General features: G+C 70.8%; 20 protein-coding genes and 1 tRNA gene. 17 read left to right on the top strand and 4 right to left on the bottom strand.

Annotated features, from left to right (window positions below):
- Positions 1-69 precede the first annotated feature (69 nt).
- The gene (locus ACWEN0_RS05960; RefSeq protein ID WP_451969317.1) at positions 70-687 is read left to right on the top strand and encodes a bifunctional DNA primase/polymerase; all 618 of its coding nucleotides are present in this window, start codon (positions 70-72) and stop codon (positions 685-687) included.
- Between the two features lie 81 nt (positions 688-768).
- Here ACWEN0_RS05960 and ACWEN0_RS05955 read toward each other — a convergent pair whose 3' ends face one another.
- On the bottom strand, positions 769-3,216 hold the full coding sequence (locus ACWEN0_RS05955) for a DEAD/DEAH box helicase (RefSeq protein ID WP_451969879.1): 2,448 nt from the start codon (positions 3,214-3,216) through the stop codon (positions 769-771).
- A gap of 349 nt (positions 3,217-3,565) precedes the next feature.
- On the opposite strand from ACWEN0_RS05955, the gene ACWEN0_RS05950 reads away from it, so the two are divergent.
- The 3 genes from ACWEN0_RS05950 to ACWEN0_RS05940 all read left to right on the top strand — a co-directional run bounded on the left by ACWEN0_RS05950 (position 3,566) and on the right by ACWEN0_RS05940 (position 7,338).
- Positions 3,566-5,827, top strand: a complete 2,262-nt coding sequence (locus ACWEN0_RS05950) for a sodium-translocating pyrophosphatase (protein WP_451969315.1) — start codon at positions 3,566-3,568, stop codon at positions 5,825-5,827.
- Between the two features lie 218 nt (positions 5,828-6,045).
- The gene (locus ACWEN0_RS05945; protein ID WP_451969313.1) at positions 6,046-6,636 is read left to right on the top strand and encodes a hypothetical protein; all 591 of its coding nucleotides are present in this window, start codon (positions 6,046-6,048) and stop codon (positions 6,634-6,636) included.
- 51 nt (positions 6,637-6,687) lie between these two features.
- Positions 6,688-7,338, top strand: coding sequence for a hypothetical protein (locus ACWEN0_RS05940; RefSeq protein ID WP_451969311.1), 651 nt, complete (start codon positions 6,688-6,690; stop codon positions 7,336-7,338).
- Between the two features lie 18 nt (positions 7,339-7,356).
- On the opposite strand, the gene ACWEN0_RS05935 is transcribed toward ACWEN0_RS05940, so the two are convergent.
- Complete coding sequence (locus tag ACWEN0_RS05935; protein WP_451969309.1) at positions 7,357-8,163, bottom strand: S1 family peptidase; 807 nt, start codon at positions 8,161-8,163, stop codon at positions 7,357-7,359.
- A gap of 305 nt (positions 8,164-8,468) precedes the next feature.
- On the opposite strand from ACWEN0_RS05935, the gene topA reads away from it, so the two are divergent.
- The 7 genes from topA to ACWEN0_RS05900 all read left to right on the top strand — a co-directional run bounded on the left by topA (position 8,469) and on the right by ACWEN0_RS05900 (position 18,725).
- The gene (topA, locus tag ACWEN0_RS05930; protein ID WP_451969877.1) at positions 8,469-11,351 is read left to right on the top strand and encodes a type I DNA topoisomerase; all 2,883 of its coding nucleotides are present in this window, start codon (positions 8,469-8,471) and stop codon (positions 11,349-11,351) included.
- A gap of 118 nt (positions 11,352-11,469) precedes the next feature.
- Positions 11,470-12,087: a hypothetical protein gene (locus ACWEN0_RS05925; protein ID WP_451969308.1), complete on the top strand. Its 618-nt coding sequence runs from the start codon at positions 11,470-11,472 to the stop codon at positions 12,085-12,087.
- Positions 12,088-12,173: 86 nt separating this feature from the next.
- Entirely contained in the window at positions 12,174-12,965 is a 792-nt protein-coding gene (locus ACWEN0_RS05920; protein WP_451969306.1) for an ESX secretion-associated protein EspG, read from the top strand.
- A 524-nt stretch (positions 12,966-13,489) separates the two neighbouring features.
- On the top strand, positions 13,490-14,281 hold the full coding sequence (locus tag ACWEN0_RS05915) for a hypothetical protein (protein WP_451969304.1): 792 nt from the start codon (positions 13,490-13,492) through the stop codon (positions 14,279-14,281).
- Positions 14,282-14,591: 310 nt separating this feature from the next.
- The gene (locus ACWEN0_RS05910) at positions 14,592-15,209 is read left to right on the top strand and encodes a hypothetical protein (protein ID WP_451969303.1); all 618 of its coding nucleotides are present in this window, start codon (positions 14,592-14,594) and stop codon (positions 15,207-15,209) included.
- A gap of 148 nt (positions 15,210-15,357) precedes the next feature.
- Positions 15,358-17,523 carry a bifunctional MFS transporter/dTMP kinase gene (locus ACWEN0_RS05905; RefSeq protein ID WP_451969301.1) on the top strand — a complete coding sequence of 722 codons (2,166 nt, stop codon included), beginning with the start codon at positions 15,358-15,360 and terminating at the stop codon, positions 17,521-17,523.
- Positions 17,520-18,725, top strand: coding sequence for a DNA polymerase III subunit delta' (locus ACWEN0_RS05900; protein ID WP_451969299.1), 1,206 nt, complete (start codon positions 17,520-17,522; stop codon positions 18,723-18,725). Before ACWEN0_RS05905 ends, ACWEN0_RS05900 begins: the two co-directional genes overlap by 4 nt.
- Before the next feature lie 97 nt (positions 18,726-18,822).
- Here the strand turns inward: ACWEN0_RS05900 and ACWEN0_RS05895 are convergent, their stop codons facing one another.
- Complete coding sequence (locus tag ACWEN0_RS05895; RefSeq protein ID WP_451969297.1) at positions 18,823-20,487, bottom strand: hypothetical protein; 1,665 nt, start codon at positions 20,485-20,487, stop codon at positions 18,823-18,825.
- A 134-nt stretch (positions 20,488-20,621) separates the two neighbouring features.
- Between ACWEN0_RS05895 and ACWEN0_RS05890 the strand changes: the two genes are divergently transcribed.
- Positions 20,622-20,695: transfer RNA gene (locus ACWEN0_RS05890), tRNA-Thr, on the top strand.
- Between the two features lie 231 nt (positions 20,696-20,926).
- Here the strand turns inward: ACWEN0_RS05890 and ACWEN0_RS05885 are convergent.
- On the bottom strand, positions 20,927-21,382 hold the full coding sequence (locus ACWEN0_RS05885) for a GreA/GreB family elongation factor (RefSeq protein ID WP_451969295.1): 456 nt from the start codon (positions 21,380-21,382) through the stop codon (positions 20,927-20,929).
- A 123-nt stretch (positions 21,383-21,505) separates the two neighbouring features.
- Between ACWEN0_RS05885 and ACWEN0_RS05880 the strand changes: the two genes are divergently transcribed.
- The 5 genes from ACWEN0_RS05880 to ACWEN0_RS05860 all read left to right on the top strand — a co-directional run bounded on the left by ACWEN0_RS05880 (position 21,506) and on the right by ACWEN0_RS05860 (position 24,870).
- Complete coding sequence (locus ACWEN0_RS05880; protein WP_451969293.1) at positions 21,506-22,093, top strand: TetR/AcrR family transcriptional regulator; 588 nt, start codon at positions 21,506-21,508, stop codon at positions 22,091-22,093.
- An 88-nt stretch (positions 22,094-22,181) separates the two neighbouring features.
- The gene (locus ACWEN0_RS05875; protein WP_451969291.1) at positions 22,182-23,402 is read left to right on the top strand and encodes a M14 family metallopeptidase; all 1,221 of its coding nucleotides are present in this window, start codon (positions 22,182-22,184) and stop codon (positions 23,400-23,402) included.
- Between the two features lie 87 nt (positions 23,403-23,489).
- Positions 23,490-24,008 carry a gamma carbonic anhydrase family protein gene (locus ACWEN0_RS05870; protein ID WP_086853334.1) on the top strand — a complete coding sequence of 173 codons (519 nt, stop codon included), beginning with the start codon at positions 23,490-23,492 and terminating at the stop codon, positions 24,006-24,008.
- 33 nt (positions 24,009-24,041) lie between these two features.
- Positions 24,042-24,464: an uL11 family ribosomal protein gene (locus ACWEN0_RS05865; protein WP_451969289.1), complete on the top strand. Its 423-nt coding sequence runs from the start codon at positions 24,042-24,044 to the stop codon at positions 24,462-24,464.
- Between the two features lies 1 nt (position 24,465).
- Complete coding sequence (locus tag ACWEN0_RS05860) at positions 24,466-24,870, top strand: hypothetical protein (RefSeq protein WP_451969288.1); 405 nt, start codon at positions 24,466-24,468, stop codon at positions 24,868-24,870.
- Positions 24,871-24,891: the final 21 nt, after the last annotated feature.

The raw sequence follows: 24,891 nt of genomic DNA, 5'->3' as shown, positions 1-24,891 counted from the left end.
GAGATGTGCGACACCACGACCGGGTCTAGCGGGGTCGCGGAGAACCGGAACTTGAAGGCAGGAAAGACAATGTTGGACGCGAATTGGCCGGACAGCTGGCGGGGCGCCTTCCGCATCGAACTGCGCGCGGAGGCGATCGGACTCGCCTGGCGTGGCTGGCCGGTGCTCCCGGGCGTCAACCCCGCGCCGGTCACCGAGGGCGACGACCTCACCTGGCGCCGTCCGATCCCCGCCAGTGACCACTGGCGCGAGCAGATCGGCACCCACGCCCACGAGGTCGCCACCTGGTTCTCCGACCGGACCCACAGCCTGCTCGTCGCCACCGGCACGGTGCTCGACGCCATCGAGGTCGACGACGAACTCGGCAAGCGCGCATGCCGCCTGCTGCGCGCCCTCGGTCACCCGGCGCCGATCATCGCGCTGCCGAACGGCCGCTGGCTCTTCCTCACCACCGTCGCCGACACCATCCCGGCCGAGCTGGCCGCGCAGGCCGGCATCCAGTGGCACGGCAAGGACAGCTACATCCCGCTGCCGCCGTCGCCGTTCCAGCACGGTGTCGTGCACTGGCGCGTCAAGCCCGAGGTGTGCGGCTGGCAGCTGCCGGACGCCGCCGAGGTGCACGACGTCCTCGTGCGCGCCCTGGCCGGCGCCGACGCCGCGCAGCTGGTTCAGACCACCGCGGCCTGAATCACCACGACCACCGCCCGGCCGGTCCCAGCCCGGCCGAGGCGGCGCAGGACACAACTCCATGAACCACCAGTGGCGGTTCTATTCCCCGTGTTGACGCAACGCCCCGAGCACGGTGTCCAGAACTGCCACCGCACCCGCCTTGTCCAGCGGATCGTTGCCGTTCCCGCACTTCGGCGACTGGACGCAGGACGGGCATCCCGTCGGGCACTCGCAGGAGACGATCGCCTCCCGCGTTGCGGCCAGCCACGGGACAATCGCGGCATAACCGCGTTCGGCGAATCCCGCACCCCCGGGATGGCCGTCATGCACGAACACCGTCGCCTCCCCGGTGTCTTCGTGCCACGCGGTACTCACCCCGCCGATGTCCCATCGGTCGCACGTAGCGAACAGCGGTAGCAGGCCGATCGCCGCGTGCTCGGCGGCATGCAGGGCACCGGGGACTCGTGCCGGAATCAGTCCGGCACTCCCCGGTGTCCTGCCACCCCCCTCGTGAACGGGCCCCCGACCGTTCGCCAGGGTCTCCTCCCCGGTCCCCACCGGCCCCGCAGATTCGGTCCCCACCCGATGGCCCCCGGTCCCCGCCACACCATCGGCCCCCGAGTCACGGGAACGCGCGCGCCGCGGCTCGGCCGGTCCGAGCAGCGGCGACGAGATCGTGTACCAGACGGCTCGCGTCCGCAGGCTCTGCTCCGGCAGGTCGAGCGGCGTGTGGTCCAGCACCTCCCCGGACGGCCGTCGCCGCAGGTAACCGACGACCTGCGACGTCACCGCCACCTCGCCGAGGCACACGCTCACGCCGCCGAAGTCCTGTTTCTCCTGCGTGCTCAGCACCGCGATGTCCACGATCTCGCGCGGCGTCGTCGTCCAGTCCGGGTTTTCGGCGTGCACCATCGCCAGCCCCGTCTCCAGGTCCAGCTCGTCGACGACGTACGACGACCCCTGGTGCAGGTACACCGCCCCCGGGTGCACGGCGAAGCACGCCGAGCCCGGGTCGACCGTCCCCAGCATCCGCCCGGAGTCCGACTCGACCACCGCGATCTGCTCGCCGCCGGTGCCGCGGATGCCGACCTCGGCGTGCGGCCGGTCGCGAGACGTCCAGTACCAGCCGCTCGACCTGCGCCGGAGCAGCTTCTGCTCGGCCAGCTCGGTCAGCACCTCCTGAGCCGCCGCGCCGCCGAACACCTCCAGCTCGGGGACGGTCAGCGGCAGCTCGGCGACGGCGCACGCGAGCTGCGGCGCCAGCACGTACGGGTTCGCCGGGTCGAGCACCGCCGTCTCCACCGGTCGGTCGAGCAGCGCCGCCGGGTGGTGCACCAGGTAGGTGTCCAGCGGGTCGTCCCGCGCGACGAACACCACCAGCGCCGAGTCGCCGGACCGGCCCGCCCGCCCGGCCTGCTGCCAGAACGACGCGAGCGTGCCCGGGTAGCCGGCCAGCACCACCGCGTCCAGCCCCGCGATGTCGACGCCGAGCTCCAGCGCGTTCGTCGTCGCGACCCCCAGCAGCCGCCCCGACAACAGGGCGGCCTCCAACGCGCGACGCTCCTCCGGCAGGTAGCCGGATCGGTACGCCGCAACGGTTTCCGTCAACCGAGGGTCCACTTCGGACAAAATGCGGCGCGCGCCCAGCGCGGCCAGCTCGGCGCCCCGCCGCGACCGGATGAACGCCAGCGACCGCGCGCCTTCGACCACCAGGTCGGCCAGGATCCGCGACGTCTCCGCGCCCGCCGATCGCCGGACCGGCGCGCCGTTCTCCCCGGTCAGTTCCTCCAGCAGCGGCGGCTCCCACAGCACCACCGTCCGCGCGCCGCGCGGTGACGCGTCCTCCGTCACGGCCTCACAGGGAACGCCGGTGAGCCGCGAAGCGAACGAAGCAGGCGAAGCCGTTGTCGCCGAAGCGAGCACGAAGACCGGCGAAGCGCCGTAGTGCTCGGCCACCCGCCGAAGCCGGCGCAACAACAGCGCGACGTGCGAGCCGAAGACGCCGCGGTAGCTGTGGCACTCGTCGACGACCACGCAGCTGAGCCGCCGGAAGAACGACGCCCACCGCCCGTGCGCCGACAGGATCCCGCGGTGCAGCATGTCCGGGTTGGTGAACACCCAGTTCGCGTGCGCGCGCACCCAGTCGCGCTCCGCCATCGGCGTGTCCCCGTCGAACGACGCCGCGCGCACGCCGGGGACGTCCAAAGAGGACACGGACCGCAGCTGGTCCGCGCCCAGCGCCTTGGTCGGCGACAGGTACAGCGCGTTCACCTTCTCGCCCGCGGCCAGCCGGGACAGCACCGGCAGCTGGTAGGCGAGCGACTTGCCCGACGCCGTGCCGGTCGAAATCACGACGTGCCGGCCTTCGTACGCGTGCGACGCCGCCTCGATCTGGTGCGCCCAGGGCGCCGCGACGCCGCAGTCACGCAGCGCAGCCACGACCGCCGGATCCGCCCACGACGGCCACTCCACGCACCGCGCGGCGCGGCCCGGCAGGTCCGCGACGTGCGTGACCGGGTTCTCGCGCGACGGGATGCCGGCGGTCACCCGCCCCAGCAGCCGCCGCCCACGTGAGTCGTCCACTCGCCGAGCTTGGCACAGGGGTCCGACAGTTCCCGCATCCCCAATCGCGGCAACGGATCGGCGGAAGAGTGATCGATCAAGTGAGGAGGCTCACAAGATAACGGAACGTGCTGTCCTGGGGACGGCTTATCGCCGCTGGTTGCGATACCAATACACTCCCGCAATCCACACCCTCTGTGGTGAGCGTCATGCGAGACGTGCATCGCCGCACGGCTAGCGTGTCGCTCGGTACAGGGTCCATGCCAGCGTCGGCCGTGTCGAACCCTCGGCTTGCCGTCGAAGCTGGCGATCGGCGACGTCTCCTGGAGGACGAATGTCACGGCAATTCCTCGCGGAGGGCGGAAACCTTCCGTTCTCCGGAGGTGACTACACGATTGTCGGTGTAGTCGCCGTGGTCGCGCTTGCCGCACTCGTCATCGGCTACGTCCTGCTCAAGGAGGTGCTGGCCGCAGGCCAGGGCACCGCCAAGATGCAGGACATCGCCAAGGCGGTGCAAGAAGGCGCGGCCGCGTATCTCAAGCGGCAGCGGAACACCCTCGCCATCTTCGGCGTGGTCGTGTTCCTCCTGCTCTTCGTGCTCCCCGCGGACGACTGGAGCGAGAGGATCGGCCGTTCGATCTTCTTCCTGGTCGGGGCGGGTTTCTCGTTCACGATCGGTTACCTCGGCATGTGGCTGGCCACGCAGGCCAACCTCCGGGTCGCCGCCGCTTCGCGTGAGGAGGGCGGCCGCGAGAAGGCGATGCGCGTCGCGTTCCGCACGGGCGGCGTGGTCGGCATGATCACCGTCGGCCTCGGCCTCTTCGGTGCCGCGGTCGTCGTGCTCGTCTACACCGGGCAGGCCCCGAAGGTGCTCGAGGGCTTCGGGTTCGGCGCGGCCCTGATCGCGATGTTCATGCGTGTCGGCGGCGGCATCTTCACCAAGGCCGCCGACGTCGGCGCGGACCTGGTCGGCAAGGTCGAGCAGGGCATCCCGGAGGACGACCCGCGCAACGCCGCGACCATCGCGGACAACGTGGGCGACAACGTCGGCGACTGCGCCGGCATGGCCGCGGACCTCTTCGAGTCCTACGCCGTCATGCTGGTCGCCGCGCTGATCCTGGGCAGCACCGCCTTCGGCGTGCACGGCCTGCTCTTCCCGCTGATCGTCCCGGCGATCGGCGTCATCACCGCCGTCATCGGTGTCTACATCACCAAGGCGCGCGCGGGTGAGGGCGGTCTGGTCACGATCAACCGCTCCTTCTACATCTCCGCGGTCATCTCCGCCGTCCTGTCGGCGATCGCGGCGTTCGTGTACCTGCCGAGCAGCTTCTCCGAGTTCGGCCAGGGCTTCTCGGGTTCGGGCAACCCGGCGGTCATCGCGACCGTCGCGGTGATCATCGGCATCGTGCTCGCCGCGGTCATCCTGAAGCTGACCGGCTACTACACCGGCACCGAGTACAAGCCGGTCAAGGACGTCGGCCAGACGTCGGAAACCGGTGCGGCGACGGTCATCCTGTCCGGCATCTCGATCGGTTTCGAGTCCGCTGTGTACACCGCGCTCGTCATCGGCGCGGCCGTCTTCGGCGCGTACCTGCTCGGTGGCGGCGTCGCGCTGTTCGCCGTGGCGCTGGCCGGCACCGGCCTGCTGACCACCGTCGGCGTCATCGTCGCGATGGACACCTTCGGCCCGGTTTCGGACAACGCGCAGGGCATCGCCGAGATGTCGGGCGACGTCGACGAGAAGGCCGCGCAGATCCTCACCGAGCTGGACGCGGTGGGCAACACCACCAAGGCCATCACCAAGGGCATCGCGATCGCCACGGCGGTCCTCGCCGCGACGGCGCTGTTCGGCTCCTACTCGGACGCGATCACGAAGGCGGTGGGCGTCGGCGGCAGCTTCGTCGCGAACATCGTCACCCCGGCGACCCTGGTCGGCGTGATCGTCGGCGCGGCCGTCGTGTTCATGTTCTCCGGTCTCGCGGTCAACGCGGTGTCCCGGGCCGCCGGCGCGGTCGTCTACGAAGTGCGCCGCCAGTTCCGCGACATCCCGGGGATCATGGAGGGCACCACCCGTCCCGAGTACGGCAAGGTCGTCGACATCGTCACGCGCGACTCGCTGCGCGAGCTGACGACGCCGGGCCTGCTGGCGGTCTTCGCCCCGATCGCGGTCGGCTTCGGCCTCGGTACCGGCGCGCTCGCCGGCTACCTGGCCGGCGCCATCGCCTGCGGCACCCTGATGGCGATCTTCCTCGCCAACTCCGGTGGCGCGTGGGACAACGCGAAGAAGCTGGTCGAGGACGGCAACCACGGCGGCAAGGGGTCGGACGCGCACGAGGCCACCATCATCGGTGACACCGTGGGTGACCCGTTCAAGGACACCGCCGGCCCGGCGATCAACCCGCTGATCAAGGTGATGAACCTGGTTTCCGTGCTGATCGCGCCCGCCGTCGTGCAGCTGACGATCGGCGACAGCGCCAACACCGCGGTGCGCATCATCATCTCGCTGGTCGCGCTCGCCGTGATCGTCGCGGCGATCGTGGTCTCGAAGCGGCGGGGGACGGTCATTTCCGACACCCCGGCCGAGGTCAAGGCCTGACACCGGCACCACCCGCACCCGGGCCCGGCACGCAGCGTCGCGTGCCGGGCCTGTGCTGTACCGAGGCTTCGCCTCGGGTCGGGGGCTCCGCCACCCGAGCCCCCGAAAGCACCAAGTGCTGTGTCGGGTCATCCCACACTGGCACGGCGACTTGCGAAGCGGCACCGAGTCGGTACCGTCGGGGCTTGCCGGGACGTCGTCGGGCAGGAGGTGTGCAGGTGCGGCCGCGGTCAACCGTCTTCGCCGCCCTAACCACGACGATCACGATCGGTCTCGCCGGCTGCGGGCAGCAAGCCGCCACGCAGGCACCGGCGGGGGACCAGGGTCTTTCGGTGTCGACCGTGGTGCCCCAGGCCGATCCGGCGGCGAGATGGGCGGAGGCCTACTGCGGTGCGGTGACGCACCTGGTCAGCACGCTGGCCGCGCTGCCGGTCGTCGACCCGAGCACCCCGCAGCAGGCGTCCCGGACGTCCAGTGACCTGCTTTCCTCCGTCGTCGGCGGCCTCGACCAGAGCCTGGCCGGGCTGAACGCGCTCGGCGCGCCGCCGGTGCCGTCCGCGGACGGCGGCCGCAAGGACGTCATCGGGCAGTTCTCCGAGATCCGCGCGCAGGCCGAGACCGCGCGTCAGCGCATCGACGCCGTCCGCGGCGACGCGTCGGCGACGAAGGCGGCCCTCGGCGAGGCCAAGGCGACACTCGACCGCATCGACGCCCTCGACTACCTCAGGGGCCTCAAGGACGTCCCGGCCCTGGCAGCGGCCGAGCAGCGGGCGCCGAGCTGCCGTCAGCTGGATCAGTCACCCCGGTGAAGATCGGCGTGACTATCGCCACGAATCGAACTTGTGTTCTAGTATGGCGCGGTGGATCGGACGATCTCGCTCTTCTCCGCCGAGGCCAGCGGGCCGGGTCTGGGCGACCTGGCCGGGCTGTTGTGCTGCCACGGCCAGATCACCGGCTTCGGGCGCACCGCCGCGCGGCTGTCGGTGATCGTCGAGGAGCCGTGGCGGGCGCACGTCCTGGCGCGTGAGTTCCGCTGCCGCGGTTCGGACGCCCAGGTCTCGAAGGCCGAGTGCGGCCGGCCGCAGGTGCGCACGTCGTTCCGCGTCGACCTGCTCCCGCTGGCGCTGAGATGGCTGCGTGAGGGGTGCGCGGGCCCGGTCGAGGACGACTCGGGCAAGGCGGTGCCGGACGGCTTCCGGCTCAGCGGGGCGATGCTGCGGATGTGGGCGCTGGCCGGCGGCCGCCCCGGCACGCAGGGCTACCTGCTGGGTGTCGACCCGCTGGCGCCCGGCATGCACGAGCGGCTGGTCGAGGCGCTCACGCCGTTGGGCGTCGCGGCTAAGCTGACCGGCCCGAAGGCCGAGGTCCCGGCCGTGAAGGTCACCGGGAAACGCCGGCTGGAGGCGCTGCTGGAACTGATCGGGGAGCCGCCGCCGGGCGCCGAAGCGGCGTGGCCGGGAGCGGCTCCGCAGCCGGTCCCGCACCCGGAGGCCGTGACGAGCACGGCCTGACCGGGTGCGGGTGGCGCGTCAGGGCCGGGGCAGGGTGCAGCCGGCCTGCGTCAGGGCGATTTCGTTGGCCGGGGTGAGGCAGGCGGGAATGCCGTAGGTCTCCTGGCCGTAGTTCGTCTTGTAGTGCACGGTGACGTTGCCGGCCTGGTCGACCTCGCACGGGTTGTTCTCCGTGCAGCGCTCGCCGTCTTCGTTGCCGGTGTTGTTCACGCCGACGACCTTGCCGCCGGAGATGATCGGCGAGCCGGACGTCCCGCCGATGGTCTGGCAGGCGGACGTGTAGCGGATCGAGTCCTTCCAGGTCCAGCTGCCCTCCTTCAACCGGTAGACGAAGCCGTCGACGTTGCAGGAGTAGATCCGCTTCCAGTAGCCGGAGACGACGTCGATCGCCGAGCCCGCGGCCGGGTGCGCGTCGGACAGCTCCAGCGGCGAGATCCCGTAGCTCGACTTGATCTGCGCGTAGGTGGTGGTGAGCTGGTAGAGCGACACGTCGGTGTCGGTCATCGTGCCGTAGACGATCTTCTTGGCGCGGAGCGTCGCCTTGGTGCTGCCGCTGGCCGTGAGCAGCGTGAACGTCCGGCTGGAGGTGCGGTTGGTGATCACTTCGCCGGGGCCGGGGAAACCGGTCTCGAGGCAGTGCCCGTTCGACATGACGAGCGCGGGTGCCGTGTCGGGTGTCGCGGCGGGCTTGACCACCGAACCCGAGCAGTTGGACAGGGCGACCGTGCCGGCGAAGTTCGCCGCTGCCGCACTCGCCGGTGTCGTTCCCAGTAATACTGTGGCGGTCGCGGCGGTGAGCAGGGCGCCGAGCAGGCGTCGGGTCATGTCGGATCCTTTCGGCGGGGCGGGGAAACCAGTGAAGCGGTGCCGTCCCCGCGCCCACCACCGTCGAACGGAGGGTATCCGGGTGGTCACGCGCTAGGCTGCGCGGGACGTGGCCGAAATCACGTGACGGGTACGTTGGGGAAACATCGTCGAGGTCAGCGGCGATGCGCTGGACACAGGACCGGCGGCGTGTTGGGCCACCTCCGCGCCGTCCGGGCCGGAACAGCGTGCACACTGGCAGGTCGAAGACGCGGGCCCGGACCTACGGGGACGGGCCCGGTGCGGTCCCGCGGCGGCGGGACGAGATGAGCGGAGAGCAGGGCAGCGTGGCAGGAGCACGGACCAAGAAGAACGGAGCCTCGGCGGACAACGGCGCCGGGCACCGGCGGCTGGTCATCGTCGAGTCGCCGACGAAGGCTCGCAAGATCGCCCCCTATCTGGGCGGCGGTTACGTCGTCGAGTCCTCCGTCGGGCACATCCGCGACCTGCCGCGGGGCGCTGCCGACGTGCCCGCCCAGTACAAGGGCGAGTCCTGGGCGCGCCTCGGCGTCGACGTCGACAACGACTTCAAGGCCCTTTACGTGGTCACCCCGGACAAGAAGTCCAAGGTCACCGAGCTCAAGGGCCTGCTCAAGGACGTCGACGAGCTCTACCTCGCCACGGACCCCGACCGCGAGGGCGAGGCCATCGCGTGGCACCTGCTCGAGACGCTGAAGCCGAAGGTCCCGGTCCGCCGGATGGTCTTCCACGAGGTCACCGAGCAGGCCATCCGCGCGGCCGCCGACTCGACCCGTGAGCTGGACGCCGACCTCGTCGACGCGCAGGAGACCCGCCGCATCCTCGACCGCCTCTACGGCTACGAGGTCTCGCCGGTGCTGTGGAAGAAGGTCATGCCGAAGCTCTCGGCGGGCCGCGTGCAGTCCGTGGCGACCCGGATCGTGGTCGAGCGGGAGCGCGAGCGCATGCGCTTCACCTCGGCGTCGTACTGGGACATCTCGGCGACGATGGACGCCGGTGAGGAGGCCTCGCCGCGGAACTTCCCGGCGCGCCTGGTCGCCGTCGACGGCGCGCGCCTGGCCACCGGCCGCGACTTCGGCTCGGACGGGCAGCTCAAGGCGTCCAACACCGAGGTCCGGGTGCTCGCCGAGGCCGACGCGCGGCGTCTGGCCGACGCGCTCAAGCAGCGTGACTTCAAGGTCTCGAGCGTCGAAGAGAAGCCGTACACGCGGAAGCCGTACGCGCCCTTCATGACGTCGACGCTGCAGCAGGAGGCGGGCCGCAAGATGCGGTTCACCTCCGAGCGCACCATGCGGATCGCGCAGAAGCTGTACGAGAACGGTTACATCACTTATATGCGTACCGACTCGACGACCCTGTCGGAGTCGGCGATCTCGGCCGCGCGCAGCCAGGCCACGCAGCTGTACGGCAAGGAGTACGTCTCGCCGTCGCCGCGCCAGTACACGCGCAAGGTCAAGAACGCGCAGGAAGCGCACGAGGCCATCCGGCCGTCGGGCGAGGTCTTCCGCACGCCGGGCCAGGTCGCGGGCGAACTGGACACCGACGAGTTCCGGCTCTACGAGATGATCTGGCAGCGCACGATCGCGTCGCAGATGGCGGACGCCAAGGGCACCACGATGTCCGTCCGCATCGTCGGCAACGCGACGTCGGGCGAGGAGTGCACCTTCGCCGCTTCGGGCCGCACGATCACCTTCGCGGGCTTCCTCAAGGCGTACGTCGAGGCGGTCGACACCGAGACCGGCGGCGAGGCCGACGACAAGCAGAGCCGCCTGCCGGTGCTGGAGAAGGACCAGGAGCTCACGGCCACAGAGCTGAGCCCCGACGGCCACACGACGTCGCCGCCGGCCCGCTACTCGGAGCCGAGCCTGGTCAGCAAGCTGGAAGAGCTGGGCATCGGCCGCCCGTCGACGTACGCGTCGATCATCAAGACGATCCAGGACCGCGGCTACGTGTGGAAGAAGGGCTCCGCGCTCGTTCCGTCGTGGGTCGCGTTCGCCGTGATCGGCCTGATGGAACGGCACTTCGAGCGGCTCGTCGACTACGACTTCACCGCCGGCATGGAGGACGAGCTCGACCGCATCGCGGCGGGCAACGAGCAGCGCGCGCAGTGGCTGTCGAAGTTCTACTTCGGTGGAGACATGGGCGTCGACGGCTCGATCGGCCGCCTGGGCGGGCTGAAGAAGCTGGTCGAGGGCAGCGTCGAGGACATCGACGCGCGGGAGATCAACTCGATCCCGCTGTTCAGCGACGCCGACGGGCACACGGTCGTGGTCCGCGTCGGGCGCTACGGGCCGTACCTCGAGCGCGAGGTCAACGGCGAGTCGCAGCGCGCGAACCTGCCCGAGGACCTCCCGCCGGACGAGCTGACGCAGGAGATCGCGGAGAAGCTGTTCGCGACTCCGCAGGAAGGGCGTTCGCTGGGCACCGACCCGGTGAGCGGGCACGAGATCGTCGCCAAGGAAGGCCGCTTCGGGCCGTACGTGACCGAGCTGCTGCCCGAGGTGGAGATCCCCGAGGACGCCACGGCCGCGCAGAAGAAGGCTGCCAAGGCGAAGGCGCCGAAGCCGCGTACGGGCTCGCTGTTCAAGTCGATGGACATCGAGACCATCACGCTCGACGACGCGTTGAAGCTCCTTTCGCTGCCGCGTGTGGTCGGCAAGGACCCGGAGTCCGGCGACGAGATCACCGCGCAGAACGGGCGCTACGGGCCGTACCTGAAGAAGGGCACGGACTCGCGGTCGCTCTCGACCGAGGACCAGCTGTTCTCGATCACCGTCGAAGAAGCGTTGAAGATCTACGCCGAGCCGAAGCAGCGCGGGCGGTCGGCGACGGCCCGCCCGCCGCTGAAGGAGCTGGGCGAGGACCCGGTGTCGAAGAAGCCGATGGTGGTCAAGGACGGCCGCTTCGGCCCGTACGTGACCGACGGCGAGTACAACGCGACCCTGCGGAAGGGCGACGAAATCGAGTCGCTGACCGCCGAGCGGGCTTCCGAGCTGCTGGCCGAGAAGCGCGCGAAGGGCCCGGCGCCGAAGCGGAAGGCGCCGGCTCGCAAGCCCGCGTCGACGACGGCGAAGACGGTCAAGGCGGGTACGAGCAAGACGTCGAAGGCCGCGGCGGCCAAGTCCACCGGGACGAAGCGCTCCGGCTCGACCGCGACGAAGTCCAAGTAAGACGCCCACGAAGGCCCCCGGTTCACCCGGGGGCCTTCGTGGTGTCTGCCCACTCTTTCGGGTGACATCTCGAACGGATGTTCGGGAAATTGTCGGTGGTCCCGGGTTTCATGAACGCGTGACCAAGACACCACGCACCGTGCACACGGTGACCACCAAGATCCTGAAGCCGGTCCGGGCGGCGGCCGCCGGCAGCTCCACCGCCACGGACCTCATGGACTCGCTCCCCGGCTTCGTGGGCAGCGGCGGCGTCTGCGGCGTCGCCGTCGCGATAACCGGCGAGCCGTGGACGGCAGCCTTCTTCGACGACCGGAAGAGGTTCGGCGTCGCCGGGGACGGCCTGCGGCTGTCCGGGCCCGCGCTGGGCTCGGCCGCCGAGTTGCTCGGCCTGGCGTTCACGCGCCTGCCGCCGCGGCCACCGGCGCCGGGCCGCGGGCTCTACCTCGACGCCGACGAGCGTGGGGTGCTCGAGCCCGAGCAGGAGTGCCTGATCTACGACCTGATGGACGATCTGGACCGGCCGCGGCTGGGCACCCTGCAGATCGACGTCGCCTGCGATGGCGACCGCGGGCCGCGACGGCCGTGGGAGGTGCTGGCGCTCGTCGACGACGACCGCGGCCGCCACCTGGCCGCTCTGGGCAGACGCAAGGGCGGCCACCGCCGGTTCTGGTGGCTGCCCGGCAGTGTGGAGCGGCTCGCGGAGTTCGTCGAAGGGCGGGTGCCGGAGCATGCGTGAGCCGCTCGCCGACCGCTCACCGAAAGGTGTCACCCGGTCGAACATATGTGCGAGAAATTGTCGGTGCCAGGGTGTTCAATCAAGGGGTGAACAACTCAGTCGCCGTCTTCGACGTCATCGACGAGGTCATCGCCCCGCTGTCGGCCGAGGTGCCGGAGCGGCCCTCGGTGATGGAGTTCTACGACCCCGAGTTCGAGATCCCGCCGGTGCTGGCGGACACCGGACCGCTGCCGGGCCGTCCCTCCTCGCCGCCGCGGACCCTCGCGGACGAAGTGGAGCAGTACACGCGGTTCGTCGCCGGGATGTCCGCGATCGGCCTGGCCCCGGGTGGCGAGGTCACGGCGGAAGCCGTCGGGCTGTACCGGGCGCTGCGCGGCGGCTTCATCCGCGGCGTGGTGACCGGCGTCTTCCCGGCACGGCGGGAGCCGTGGGAGGTGCGGTTCTTCGGCGACGAGGACTACACCACGGTGCTGCACAAGCTGGGCACCCGGGCGCGGCTGCGTTCGGGGTTCCTGAGCGAGCTGCCGGGCTGGGTCTTCGACGGCCTGCCCGACCGCCCGCCGGGCCCCGGCCACCAGGTGCGCATCGAGACCGACGAAGGAGGCCTGATCCCGCGCGGCTGCGAGCGCGAGGTGGAGCTGATCCGCGAGTGCGCGGCCCGGCCCCGCCTGGGCACGGTGCTGGTCGACCTGGCGGTGCGCAACGCGATCCTGGCGGAGTACCCCCACGGCGCGTTCGGCCTGGTGGACAACGACCTGGGCCGCTACCAGTTCAGCGCAGCGGTAGGCCGAACCGGCCGCTGGACGGTCACGTGGGGCCCAGCCTCCCGCACAACGGCCGAGCAGTGGATCGTCGAGGCGGTGCAGAGCCATGCCTGACCAGCGGAAACCTGTGAGGGAGGCACAGGAGCAGGCGGACGGGCCGGAGCAGGCGCCCGCGCCGATGTGGCTCACCGTCAGCGAGGCGATCCTCGAGGCTGCGGAGCAGAACAGCGGCGTATCCGCGCCACCGGATGCCACCGAGGCTGACTCCGAGCCCCGGTCGCCCGCCGAGGGCGGCTCAGCGTTGCCTCGGTCGCGTGCCGAGGCTGACTCCGAGTCCCGGTCGCCCGCCGAGGCTGACTCCGAGCCCCGGTCGCCCGCCGAGGGCGGCTCAGCCTCGCCTCGGTCGCGTGCCGAGGCTGACTCCGAGTCCCGGTCGCCCGCCGAGGACGGCCCGGGCTCGCCTGCATCCCGCACCGATGCTGACTCGGCGCCGCAACCACCCGCCCCGGCCACGCGATCCTGCGCGGCCGGAAAGCCACCGTCACGAGCGGCGGCCCCGACCTCACGTGACGGCCGCGCCCGCCCGGCCGGCGACCGGAACGGTGCCGGGCGGCGAGCCGGTGAGGAGGCGCGGAGCCATGGCTGACCGCACGGCCGCGCTCGAGCTGCTCGAGCTGGCGGCCGGGCCGGTGCTGGCGGCGATGCCGGACCGGGAGCCCGTCGACCGGCTGTACAACCCGGATGTCAGCGACCACGACATCCTCGTGCACGGCCCGGTCTCCGACGATCCGGCCGACCTGATCGCCGAGGTGGAGCGGCACACCGAGTGGGCCGCCTGGATCGATGGCACGCCGTTCGGCGAAGACGGTGAGCTCAACGAGGTCGGCTTCGAGGTGGTGTCGCTGATGCTGCGCGGCTCGGTCCGGGCGGCGTTGTGCGGTGTGTTCGACGAAGGGCCGGAGACCGCGGACATCCGCTGCTACGCCGATGGCGAGCGGGCGTTCATGATGGGCTCGCTGCCCGGGCGCACCGCGATCCACCTCGCCGACTTCGAGGAGCTGCCGGAGATGCTGGTGGCCGAGCTACCGGACGTGCCGTTCGGTGCCTCGCCCCGCGCGATCTGGCTGTCGGTCGACGACGACGGCCTGGTCCACGACGGCCAGGAAGACGACGTCGGCGCGATGCGTGAGCTGCTGGCCCGTCCCCGCTCGGGCACGGCGGTGCTGGACATGCTCGCCTTCGGCGGCCTGTGCGCGGAGTTCCCCGACCACGGGTTCGTCCTGGTCGACACGGACCTGGGCCGCTTCGCGCTGGCGGCCCTCGACCGCGGTGACGGCTGCCGTCAGCTGGTTCTGAGTCCCTTCAGCCGCGGCATGCTGCGCGACTGGTGCCGGAAGATGATCGACCTCGGGCAGGAGGAGGTGCCCTGAGCAGGTGAGCAGCCGGCGCGGGCCTTTCTGTGCGACGCCGTGCGCGGCCCGGGTGGCGCCCGGCGAACTGGCCACCGCGGGCCGTCCGCTGGCCAGTCCCGGCTGCCGGTCTTGTGACCGGACTCACTACAATCCGTCACCATTGGCGGTCGACCGGACCCTCGGCGGACTGGACACTGCAGGGGGTTCGGGTGCGGGCTTGCGCAGCGTGACGGACCCTCCACAGCAGACAGAGCCATTGGGCGGATGCGTTATCCGCCATCGTCGCTACCCTGGAAAGGCGAGGACATTCAGTAGTGAGGTGGTCACCATGAGCGCGAACGGTGAGGCTCCCTTCTTCAATGCCCCCGAGCTCACTCAGCGCGACGGCACTCTGTCCGAAGCACCCGGCGAAACGTTCGCCGACCCCGTATCGGGACTGGTCACGGCCGGCTCCGAGCCACGCGCCGCGGTCGCCAATGGCCACGAGCCCGCCGCCATCCCGGTGGCCGGGCCAGTGCAGCACGACGAGGAAGCCGTGCGGCGGATGGTCGAGGAGACCTTGCGCGAGGAGAACGCCCGGGCTCCGCAGCCCATCCCGCCGGCGGGCACCACGAGCACCGCCGGGGAAGACGGGGCACCGCCGCCCGGCCTGCTCCCGCGGCAGCGGAACCGGCAGCGCACCTGGCCGACCCGGCCGCCGCAGCTGCTGCGTCCCGTGCGGCAGCAGCCGCTCGCCGAGGAGGACTTCGACGAAGACCTCGAGGTCGTGCCCGTCAAGCGGCGGAAGCTGCCGAAGATGCCGTCGGTGTCGATGCCGGCGTTCAACCGGCCGTCGTCGAGCGCGGCGGGTGTCATCCTGGCGGTGGCTCTGCTGATCGTGTTCGGTTTCGTCGCCATCGAGATGGTGTCGAGCCTGGTGAGCAGCGTGAGCGGGCTGTTCGACTAGCGTTCGCCCGCTGTTCCCCACCCCACCGGGACCTCGGGGCCGCCCGCGAGGCAAGGGCCGATCGGGCTACCCTGGCTTCACGGTCGGGCTTTCCCACGAGGGTGTCCGGCACCGCCGTGACTAGTGGGGTGGGCGTATCAGCGAGGGCGTGCGATCGGTACCCGGGGCCGGCCCGGGTGGGTCGTCGGGCGCCGAGGCGTCCACGATCAACCGGGTCCGGCGGGTGCTGGCGATCAAACCTTTCCGGCGGCTCTGGGGCGTCACGTACCTGTGCAGCGTGGCCGACTGGCTGAACATCCTCGCCCTGACCGGCCTGGCCACGAAGCTGACGGACAACTACTTCGCCCAGAACTTCGCGTTCGTCGGCGTGGTGCTCACCGGCCTCGCGCCGGGGCTTTTGTTCGCGCCCGTCGGCGGCCTGCTCGCCGACCGGTTCGACCGCCGCAAGGTGATGGTGGTCGCCGACCTGCTGCGGTGCGGCTTCCTGCTGTCCATCGCGATCGTCAGCGCGCCCTGGTGGCTGCTCGTCGGCAACTTCCTCGTCGGCAGCGCGTCGAGCATGTGGATCCCTTCGAAAGAAGCGGCGGTCCCCAACCTGCTCCGCCGGCCCGACCAGGTCGAGACGGCCAACCAGCTCGGCATGGTGATGACCTACGGCCTCGCCGTCATCACCGCGGCCGGCGCGAACGCCATCATCACCGGCGTCAACACGACCTTCCACCTGTTCCCGGGCGACAACGCGAGCCTCAGCATCGCGAAGCTGGTCGTCATCATCACCGGCCTGCTCTACCTGGCCAGCGCGATCGTCATCGCCACCCGGATCCCCGAGCTCTCGCTGCGCAACGTCCACGAAATGCCGCAGCAGACGGTCAAGCCGGCCGACGAAGAGAAGTTCGGCATCGGCCAGATGATCGCCGACGGCTTCCGGTTCATCCGCAGCACGCCGCTGGTGCGCGGCCTGCTGGTGGGCGCGTTCGGCGCGTTCGCCGCGGGCGGCGCCGTGATCGGCTCGGCCAAGCCGTACTCCTCGAGCCTGCTGGCCGGCGACTCGGCGTTCAACCTGCTGGTGCTGGCCGTGTTCCTCGGCCTGGCCACGGGCATGGCCACCGCCCCGAAGCTCGCCCGGCGGCTCGCGCACGACCGGCTGTTCGGCATCTCCATCATCGCCGCCGCGCTGTCGTTGCTGGTGGTGGCGTTGTCGCCGCACCTGACGTTCTCGCTGATCGCCGTGTTCTTCGTCGGCATCTGGGCCGGGACGGCGTTCCTCACCGGCGTCACGATCATCGGCTCGCGCGTCGAAGACGCCATCCGCGGCCGGATCAACGCGATCTACCAGCTGATGATGAAGCTGGTGCTGTTCGGCACCACGGTCACGGTGCCCCTGCTGGTCGGCCTGGTCCAGCGGCACACCATCTCCGTCTGGGGCAGCCCGCTCACCATCGACGGCACGCGCCCGGTCATGCTCGGCGGCGCCGCGATCGCGCTGGTAGCGGGCCTGTTCGCGTACCGGCAGATGGACGACAAGCGCACCGAGCCGATCCTGTCCGACCTGCGCAACGCCCTGCGCCGCACGCCGCGGCGCGTCAACGGCTACCTGATCGCCGTCGAGGGCACGACCGCGATCAACACCGCGATCCAGGCCGTCACGCTCGCCGACTGGATGCGCGCCGGCACGCGGCCGGTCGTGGTCGCCGCCGACCCGGCGCTCGACGACAAGCGGCTCACCGCGCTCGTCTCGGGCGCTTCACTGACCGGAGCCCGGGCGCAGGCGCTGGCCGCGGCCGCCGTGCGGGCCGACATCGTCGAGCGGCACGTGCAGCCCGCGCTGGACGCCGGTTCGGTCGTGGTGATGGAGCGGTTCGTCGACTCGCCGCTCGCCCACCTCTCGGCCGTCGCCGGGCTGGACAGCGACGAGCTGGAAGGCCTCGCCGACTGGGCGACCGGACGGCTTCGCCCGGACCTGACCGTCCTGCTCGACTCGGCGCCGAACGGCGCGCCGCGCGACAAGTCGGCCGCGATGAACGACCAGTGGCGCGTCCAGCACCTGCTCACCGAGATGGCCGCGGCCGATCCGGAGCGGTACGTCGTGGTCGACGCCGACGGCACGGACGCCGAGGTCGCCGAGCGCATCCGCACCGCCCTGCGGGCCGTGTTCGTCGGCCGCCTGGCCGCGCTGGCGCCGGCGTCCGACCAGCCGGTCACCGGGCAGCCGGGGACCACGGACAAGCCGGTCACTGACCTGCCGTCGACGCTCCCGCTGGACGTCGACGACCCGCTGCCCGTCCCGGAAGAGCCTCGCGTGGAGGCGAAGTGACGACGACCGAGCGCATCGGCGTCTGGAACCAGCTGGTCGGCCAGGAGCCCGCGGTCGAAACGCTCACCAAGGCCGCCGCGGCCGCCGCCAAGATCGTCGCCGGCGAGCCCGCCCCGGCCGGTGCGATGACGCACGCCTGGCTGCTCACCGGTCCGCCCGGGTCCGGCCGGTCGGTGGCCGCGCGGACGTTCGCCGCGGCCCTGCAGTGCAGCACCGGCACCGGCTGCGACGCCTGCCCGGGCTGCCACACGACGATGGCGGGCACCCACGCCGACGTCCGGCTCGTGGTGCCGGAAGGCCTGTCCATCTCGGTCGCCGAGATGCGTGCCCTGGTGCAGGCGGCCGCGCGCCGCCCGACGACCGGGCACTGGCAGGTCGTGATCATCGAAGACGCCGACAGGCTCACCGAAGGCGCGTCGAACGCGCTGCTGAAGGCCGTCGAAGAACCCCCGGACCGCACGGTCTTCCTGCTGTGCGCGCCCTCGGACCACCCCGAGGACGTCTCCGTGACGATCCGTTCGCGCTGCCGCCTGGTGACGCTGCGGACGCCGCCGCCCGAGGCGATCGCGGACGTGCTGATGCGGCGCGACCACGTCGACCCGGAGCGCGCGCAGTGGGCGGCTTCCGTGTGCGGCGGCCACGTCGGCCGCGCGCGCCGGCTCGCCACCGACGAGGCGGCCCGGCAGCGGCGGGCCACCGTGCTGCGGATCCCGCTGGGCCTGCGCCGGATGAGCGACGTCTTCACCAGCGCCGACCAGCTGATCAGCGCGGCGGAGGCCGACGCGGGCGAAGCGAGCAAGGCCCGCGACGAGGACGAGCGCAACGAACTGCGGACCGCGATGGGCGGCGACGGCGTCGGCAAGGGCGTCGCCGGGGCCAAACGAGCCGCGGAGGCCGCGGTCAAGCAGCTCGAGAAGAAGCAGAAGTCCCGCGCGACCCGCACCCAGCGCGACACACTCGACCTGGCACTGATCGACCTGGCCGCCTTCTACCGCGACGTCCTGGTGACGACGACCCGCTCGGGCGCGACGCTCAACCACCCCGACCACGCCGACCAGATCCGCGAGGCGGCGCAGGCGTGGACACCGGAGTCGACGCTTCGCCGTCTCGAAGCGGTGCTGGAATGCCGTGAAGCGATCGACTTGAACGTGAAGCCGCGCATTGCCGTCGAGGCGATGGTCACGACCTTGCGCCAAGGCTGAGTCCGCCTGCAGGCGGCCCTGGGGAGGTAGCGAAAAGGAACCCGTCAGGAGCACCGGGCTCCTGACGGGTTCCTTCACTGCCCCCGGGGCGTCCCGGTCACTCGCGCGGCCGCGGCGACGGCTTGAACGGCTTCGGCTCCACCGCGACGGCCAGCGGACGGCGCCGGGTACCCGGCATCGCCGCCACCATCACGACACCGATCAGCAGCATCGCCGTGCCCGTCCAGAACAGCGGCACGGTGTCGTACGCGCCGCCGGTGTAGGCGAGGTTCTTCACCGGCCCCTTCGGCGCCTGGCCACCCGCGGGCGGCGTCGACGTCGACCCGCACACCACACCGCCGGTCGGCGCGTAGGCCCGCGCGACCTGCTCGCCGAGCGACAGCTGCGCCAGCGACGACGGCAGGTTCTTCGCCTGGTCGTCCGGCAGCAGGCTCTTGAGCTTGGTCGTCGGCAGCAGCTGCAGGTCGAACAGCCGCGCCGACGCGCCCAGCTGGAAGCCCTTGAACGGCGTCGTCATCTGCGCGGACTTCTGGTCCAGCCCGGCGATGCTCAGCCGCAGGACACCCAGGTCGAGCACCGTGCCGGTCGTGTTGCCGACCTGCTGGATGCCCTTCGTGAGCGTCGAGACCAGCCCGCCGACCACCGGGATGTCGTTGACCTGCCCGAACTGGTCGCTCAGCCCCTTCAGCGGCAGCCCGATCGGGATGTCCTTCGTCGGGTGCGCCGCGTCCAGCGTGTACAGCGTCTTACCGGCCGCTTCGATGGTCAGCACCGGCGCGGTGTAGTCCACTTTGGACGTCTTCGCGTCACCGGTGGAGGTCACCTTCAGCGTCGGCTGGCTCGCCACCTTGATGCTCAGCGCCAACGGCGTCCCCTTGAGGACCTCGATGTCCGCGGCCTGCAGCGTCGACGTCGACTGCACGGCCTTGTTCTTCGAGCCGGGCACGTCGACGAGCTTCACCTGCGACCGCGACGACAGCGTGTTCGGCAGGCTCAGCAGCGAACCGGTGCCGTCCTTCGCCGTCTGCCCGCCACCCTGCAGCAGACCGCCGAGGCTCTGCAGGCCCTTCGTCAGGTCGAACCCGCTCGCCAGCGTGCTCGGATCCAGCTTCGGCGACAGCGAACCCAGGTTCAGGTTCGGCATCGACGGGATGACGTTCAGCAGCGACAGGCTCGCCACCGACGTGTTCGCGTCGGCGATGGTGTCGACGCACGGGCCCAGCGTCGGGCTCCACCGCGCGTGCGCGCTCCCGTTCAGCAGACCCACGTTGAGCAGCGGGTTCGACGGCGCGTTCAGCCCGCCGCTGATCGGCTGCGGGTTGTCCGGCAACGCCGTCTGCACGACACTGCCCGGCGCCTGCGGCGCGTTCCCGCCCACCGAAAGCCCGAACGGCGACGCCTGCGCGATCGCCTTCTCATAGCTCAAGTAGGCGTCCGAGTTCGCCGACGCGCTGGAGAGACCCATCCCGGCCTCGAGCGCCGACTGCTTCGGCAGTGTCTCCCCGAACCCCGGCAGGATCGTGCTCGTCGGCACGGAGTTCGGCAGCAACCGGATGATCCCGAGCGCGGTCCCCGCGTCCCCGACCGCCTGCCCCAGCGGCTGCGGCCCGATCGGCGCCGAGATCGGCGCCTGCCCGGAACTCGCCGGCTGCGGGATCGGCGTCGTCGGATAAGTCGGATCGGCGTTCGCCGGTGCCGCGCTGAGCAGGACCAACGCCGCGGCCGCCGGCAGGGCCACCGAACGGGGCAGTCTTCGCCGCATGTGCCAGAGCCTCCAGATAGGGTCGACCGGGGAGTGAGACCGACGTCATAGGGCCCTAACGACAGTCCCCCCGGAAAGTGACGCGCACAGCCTCCGCTACACTTGCTACCGTCGCCAGCGCGAGCCGGAGACATGCCGCCTTAGCTCAGTCGGCCAGAGCGATTCACTCGTAATGAATAGGTCGGGGGTTCGATTCCCCCAGGCGGCTCCGCAAATGGACGGCCCCTGCCCCTCTAGGGCAGGGGCCTTTTTTTGCTCCGCTTGTCCCGTGGGGGCGCAGCCCCCACACCCCGCCCGGAGGGCTTCGCCCCCGGACCCCCTGCCGTGGTTGCCTTGGGTGGGCGGGCGGATTTTTGTTTCCGAGAACCACCCGTACGGGTCAAGTTTGGGACGGCAAAGGGCCCCCAGCTTGTGACTGGGGGCCCTTTGAGGGGCTCGGCTACTTCGGGGGGGCCAGTTTGACCACCGTGGCTTTTGCGTCGCCTCTGGGGGTTTTGTAGGTGATCTCGTCGCCTGACTTGGCTCCTACCAGGGCCAGGCCCAGGGGGCTGTCCGAGGTGATCGCGTCCGCGTCTTCGCCCGGGACCGTGACCACCTGGAACGTCTCTTCGTCTCCGTCCGAGAAGCGGAGCGTCACCGTCGTGCCGTCCGGGAGCTGGGCGTTGCCGTAGCCGCCGTGCTCCATCTTCGCGGCCAAGTCGGCGATCTGGCGGTCCAGCCGGGCCGCCGACTCCGCGCGGTCGATCACGTCCGCCTGGTCCGCCGCGTCCCCGGTGCGCTCCTGCTCGCCGGGTTGCGGCGCGAGAGCGGCCCGTTGCGCGCGCAGGTTCGCGATTTCCTTCTCCAGCTGGCTGCGCGCGGCCGAGCTGAGCCCCTTGTCCCCTGAGATCACCATGCCGCGCATTGTCCGCCGCACGGACCGGGGTGGCCAATCCGGTTTTTCACCCCGAGGTCACCCGCAGGACGTCTGCCCTAGGATTCGGGGCTGCCGTCCAGGAAGAAGGTAACGAGAATCACCGTGAGCGCAGTCCCCGGTCGCAGCGACCGGCTCTCCCCCAACCAGCTGGCCAAGCAGGACCAGATCGTCGAAGCCGCGCGGGTCGTCCTCGCGCGCGACGGACTCGCCGGGTGCACCGTCCGGGCCATCGCCGACGCCGGGCCGCTCACCAAGAGCGCCATCCACTACTACTTCGCCGACATCGACGTCCTCATCGACCGCGCCATGGCCGCGCACATCACCGCCTTCGCCGCGGGACTGCGCGAAGTCGCCGCGAAGCACGAAGAACCGCGCAAGCGCCTCTTCGCCGTCCTCGAGGAGTACCTGCGCGTCTTCGCCGCCAACCCCAACGCGGCCTTCCTCTGGTTCGAGTACTGGATCGCGGCCGGCCGCGCCCAGCACCCGCAGGCCATCGACGTCATGCTCACCTCGCTCACCGAGCTGCTGGCCGAGCTGCTCGCCCCGCTCGACGTCGACGACCCGCGGGCCCGGGCCCGCGCGCTGCTGTCCTACCTGCTCGGCACGGTCGTCCAGCAGCGGGTGCGGCCTCGGCCGTTCGCCACGCTGCGTGCCGACATCGAGGCCCTCTGCTTCGCCAACTACGGCTAGCAACGCCCTGAAGATCCGTAGACGTACGGATTGCGCACTACGTCCGGCTCCCGCCAAGGTCGAAGCACCCTCGAGAGCAGGAGACGTGATGCGCCCACGAACGTGCACGGCGACGGCCGCGGCCGTCCTTCTGATGCTCGCCACCGGCGGCCAGGCCGCCGCCCAGCCGTCCGGACCGCAGGTCTACGAGGTGATCGGCACCGGCACGGCCCAGCAACGCACCGACGTCGCGACGACCGGCGCCGACATCCTCGACAGCACGAACGGCACGACGACGGTCATCGCCAACCCAGGCGAAGCGGCCCAGCTGCGCGCGCTCGGCTTCGGCGTCAAAGCGCTCGGCGCGGTGAACCGGCCCCAGGGCACCGCGGCCGTCGAGGACTTCCCGGCCGGTTACACCGGCTACCACACCTACGCCGAAACCCAGACGGAGCTGCAGAAAACCGTCGCGAATTACCCGACGCTGACGAAGCTCGGCAGCGCCGGCACGTCGTACGAAGGCCGCGCGCTGTCGCTGATCAAGATCTCCGACAACGCCGCGACCGACGAGAACGAGCCCGAGGTCCTCTTCACCTGCAACCAGCACGCGCGCGAGCACCTCACCACCGAGATGTGCCTGCACATCGTGCAGCGGCTGACCAGCGGCTACGCGACGGATCCCGCGATCAAGCGGCTCGTGGACAGCACCGAAATCTGGGTGATCCCGAGCGTCAACCCGGACGGTTCCGAGTACGACATCTCCGGCGGTACCTTCCACAGCTGGCGCAAGAACCGCCAGGGCCCAGGCACCGACACCAACCGCAACTGGGGCTACAAGTGGGGCTGCTGCGGCGGCTCGTCGGGCTCGACGTCCAGTGAGACCTACCGCGGCACGGCGGCGTTCTCGGCGCCCGAAACCCGCGCCGTCTCGAACTGGGTGAACTCGCGCGTGGTCGGCGGCGTCCAGCAGATCAAGACGCACATCGACTTCCACACCTACTCCGAGCTCGTCCTCTGGCCGTTCGGCTACACCTACGCCGACACGGCGCCGGGCCTGACCGCGGCCGAGGCGCAGAAGTTCCAGACGCTGGGACGGCAGATGGCCGCCACCAACGGCTACACGCCGGAGCAGTCCAGCGACCTCTACATCACCGACGGCAGCGTCAACGACTGGATGTGGGCGACGCACAAGATCTGGAGCTTCACCTTCGAGATGTACCCGAAGGGCTCGAACCCGGGCTTCTACCCGCGGGACACGCAGATCGTGCCGCAGACGACCCGCAACGACCAGGCGGTCGACATCCTGATCAACGCGGCGATCACCGGCTGACCCAGGGTGTTTCCGGGGGGTCCGGGTGGCGGAGCCCCCGGCCCGAGGCGAAGCCTCGGATGTCACGGGGCGGTTTAGGGTCTGGGCATGCCTCTGTTCTCGTTCGAAGGGCTCAGCCCGCAGGTCCACCCGGACGCCTGGATCGCCCCCACCGCCACCCTCATCGGCGACGTCGTCGTCGAGAAGGACGCCTCGATCTGGTTCGGTGCGGTGATCCGGGCCGACTTCGGCCGGATCGTCATCCGCGAGGGCGCCAACATCCAGGACAACTCGGTGATCCACGTCAACGACGGCGTCTGCGAGGTGGGCAAGAACGTCACCGTGGGCCACCAGTGCCTGGTGCACGACTGCACGATCGGGGAGCAGGCGCTGATCGGCAACGGCTCGACGGTGCTCGACAAGGCGAAGATCGGCGCGCGTGCGCTGGTCGCGGCCGGGGCCACCGTGACACCGGCGACCGAGGTGCCCGACGAGGTCATCGCGATGGGCAGCCCGGCGAAGAAGTTCGTGCCGCTGACCGACTCGGCCCGGATGTGGGTCGAGCACAACGCGGCGATCTACCAGGAGCTGGCGCGGCGGCACCGCGCGGGCACGAAACCGGTTTGACTCTCCAGTAACTGGAGACCCTAGCTTCGGGGCATGGCTCCGAAGAAACTCACCCACCAGGTCACCCTCGAACTCAGCGCCGGGAACGCCCCGGTCGTCGACCTCGGCAAAATGCTGGGGCAGACCGGGGTCAACCTCGTCGAGGTCAAGAAGGCCTACGACGCCGCGACGGCGGCCCAGCGCGGCGACATCGTGCCGGTGGTCGTCTCGGTGTTCGAGGACCGCTCGTTCGCGCTGCGGCTCAAGACGCCGCCGACCGCGTTCCTCATCAAGAAGGCGTTGGGGGACAAGGGTTCCTCGCACCCCGGGCACGAGGTCGCGGGGAAGCTGACCAAGGACCAGCTGCGGGAGATCGCCGAACGCAAGCTGCCCGACCTCAACACTTCCGACGTCGAGATGGCGATGCGCACGATCGCCGGCACGGCCCGGTCCATGGGCGTCGTGGTCGTGGACTGACGTGCGCAAGCACGCGGTCGTGCCGCCGTTCCGCGCACTGGACCCCGAGCTCGGCGTCGCGGAACGGTTGCTGCGCCAGGGAAATCCGCAGCTGTGCGGCATCGTCGCGCAACTGCCCGATGAACACGCGGCCGCGCGCCGCCTCAACGCCGTGCTGGCGGAGGCGGGGGCGCGGCCGCGGCTCGTCGACACCGGCGCGGTGTGGCGGATCGTCTACGTGACTCCCCGCGCGGAGACGGGCGAGCTGGCGGCGGGGGCCGCGGGGCTCGCGGAACTCGTCACGGTCGGCGGCTGGCGGCGGGTCAAGCGGTGCGCGACCTGCGCGCGGCCGTTCTGCGACCGGACGTCCGGCTGCACCCGCAAGTGGTGCGCCGAACACCGCCGGGCCGCCAGCGACGTGGACTAGGCTCTTTCCCGCAGCAGCGAC

It is taken from the genome of Amycolatopsis sp. NPDC004378, from assembly GCF_053602455.1.
This window is presented reverse-complemented; position numbering and strand designations above follow the sequence as displayed.

What these genes read in the sequence shown, in the direction of transcription:
- ACWEN0_RS05960 (WP_451969317.1), top strand. Translation starts at nt 70, where the DNA reads ATGTTGGACGCGAATTGGCCGGACAGCTGGCGGGGCGCCTTCCGCATC.
- ACWEN0_RS05950 (WP_451969315.1), top strand. Translation starts at nt 3,566, where the DNA reads ATGTCACGGCAATTCCTCGCGGAGGGCGGAAACCTTCCGTTCTCCGGA.
- ACWEN0_RS05935 (WP_451969309.1), bottom strand. Translation starts at nt 8,163, where the DNA reads ATGACCCGACGCCTGCTCGGCGCCCTGCTCACCGCCGCGACCGCCACA.
- topA (WP_451969877.1), top strand. Translation starts at nt 8,469, where the DNA reads ATGAGCGGAGAGCAGGGCAGCGTGGCAGGAGCACGGACCAAGAAGAAC.
- ACWEN0_RS05915 (WP_451969304.1), top strand. Translation starts at nt 13,490, where the DNA reads ATGGCTGACCGCACGGCCGCGCTCGAGCTGCTCGAGCTGGCGGCCGGG.
- ACWEN0_RS05910 (WP_451969303.1), top strand. Translation starts at nt 14,592, where the DNA reads ATGAGCGCGAACGGTGAGGCTCCCTTCTTCAATGCCCCCGAGCTCACT.
- ACWEN0_RS05895 (WP_451969297.1), bottom strand. Translation starts at nt 20,487, where the DNA reads ATGCGGCGAAGACTGCCCCGTTCGGTGGCCCTGCCGGCGGCCGCGGCG.
- ACWEN0_RS05885 (WP_451969295.1), bottom strand. Translation starts at nt 21,382, where the DNA reads ATGGTGATCTCAGGGGACAAGGGGCTCAGCTCGGCCGCGCGCAGCCAG.
- ACWEN0_RS05875 (WP_451969291.1), top strand. Translation starts at nt 22,182, where the DNA reads ATGCGCCCACGAACGTGCACGGCGACGGCCGCGGCCGTCCTTCTGATG.
- ACWEN0_RS05870 (WP_086853334.1), top strand. Translation starts at nt 23,490, where the DNA reads ATGCCTCTGTTCTCGTTCGAAGGGCTCAGCCCGCAGGTCCACCCGGAC.
- ACWEN0_RS05865 (WP_451969289.1), top strand. Translation starts at nt 24,042, where the DNA reads ATGGCTCCGAAGAAACTCACCCACCAGGTCACCCTCGAACTCAGCGCC.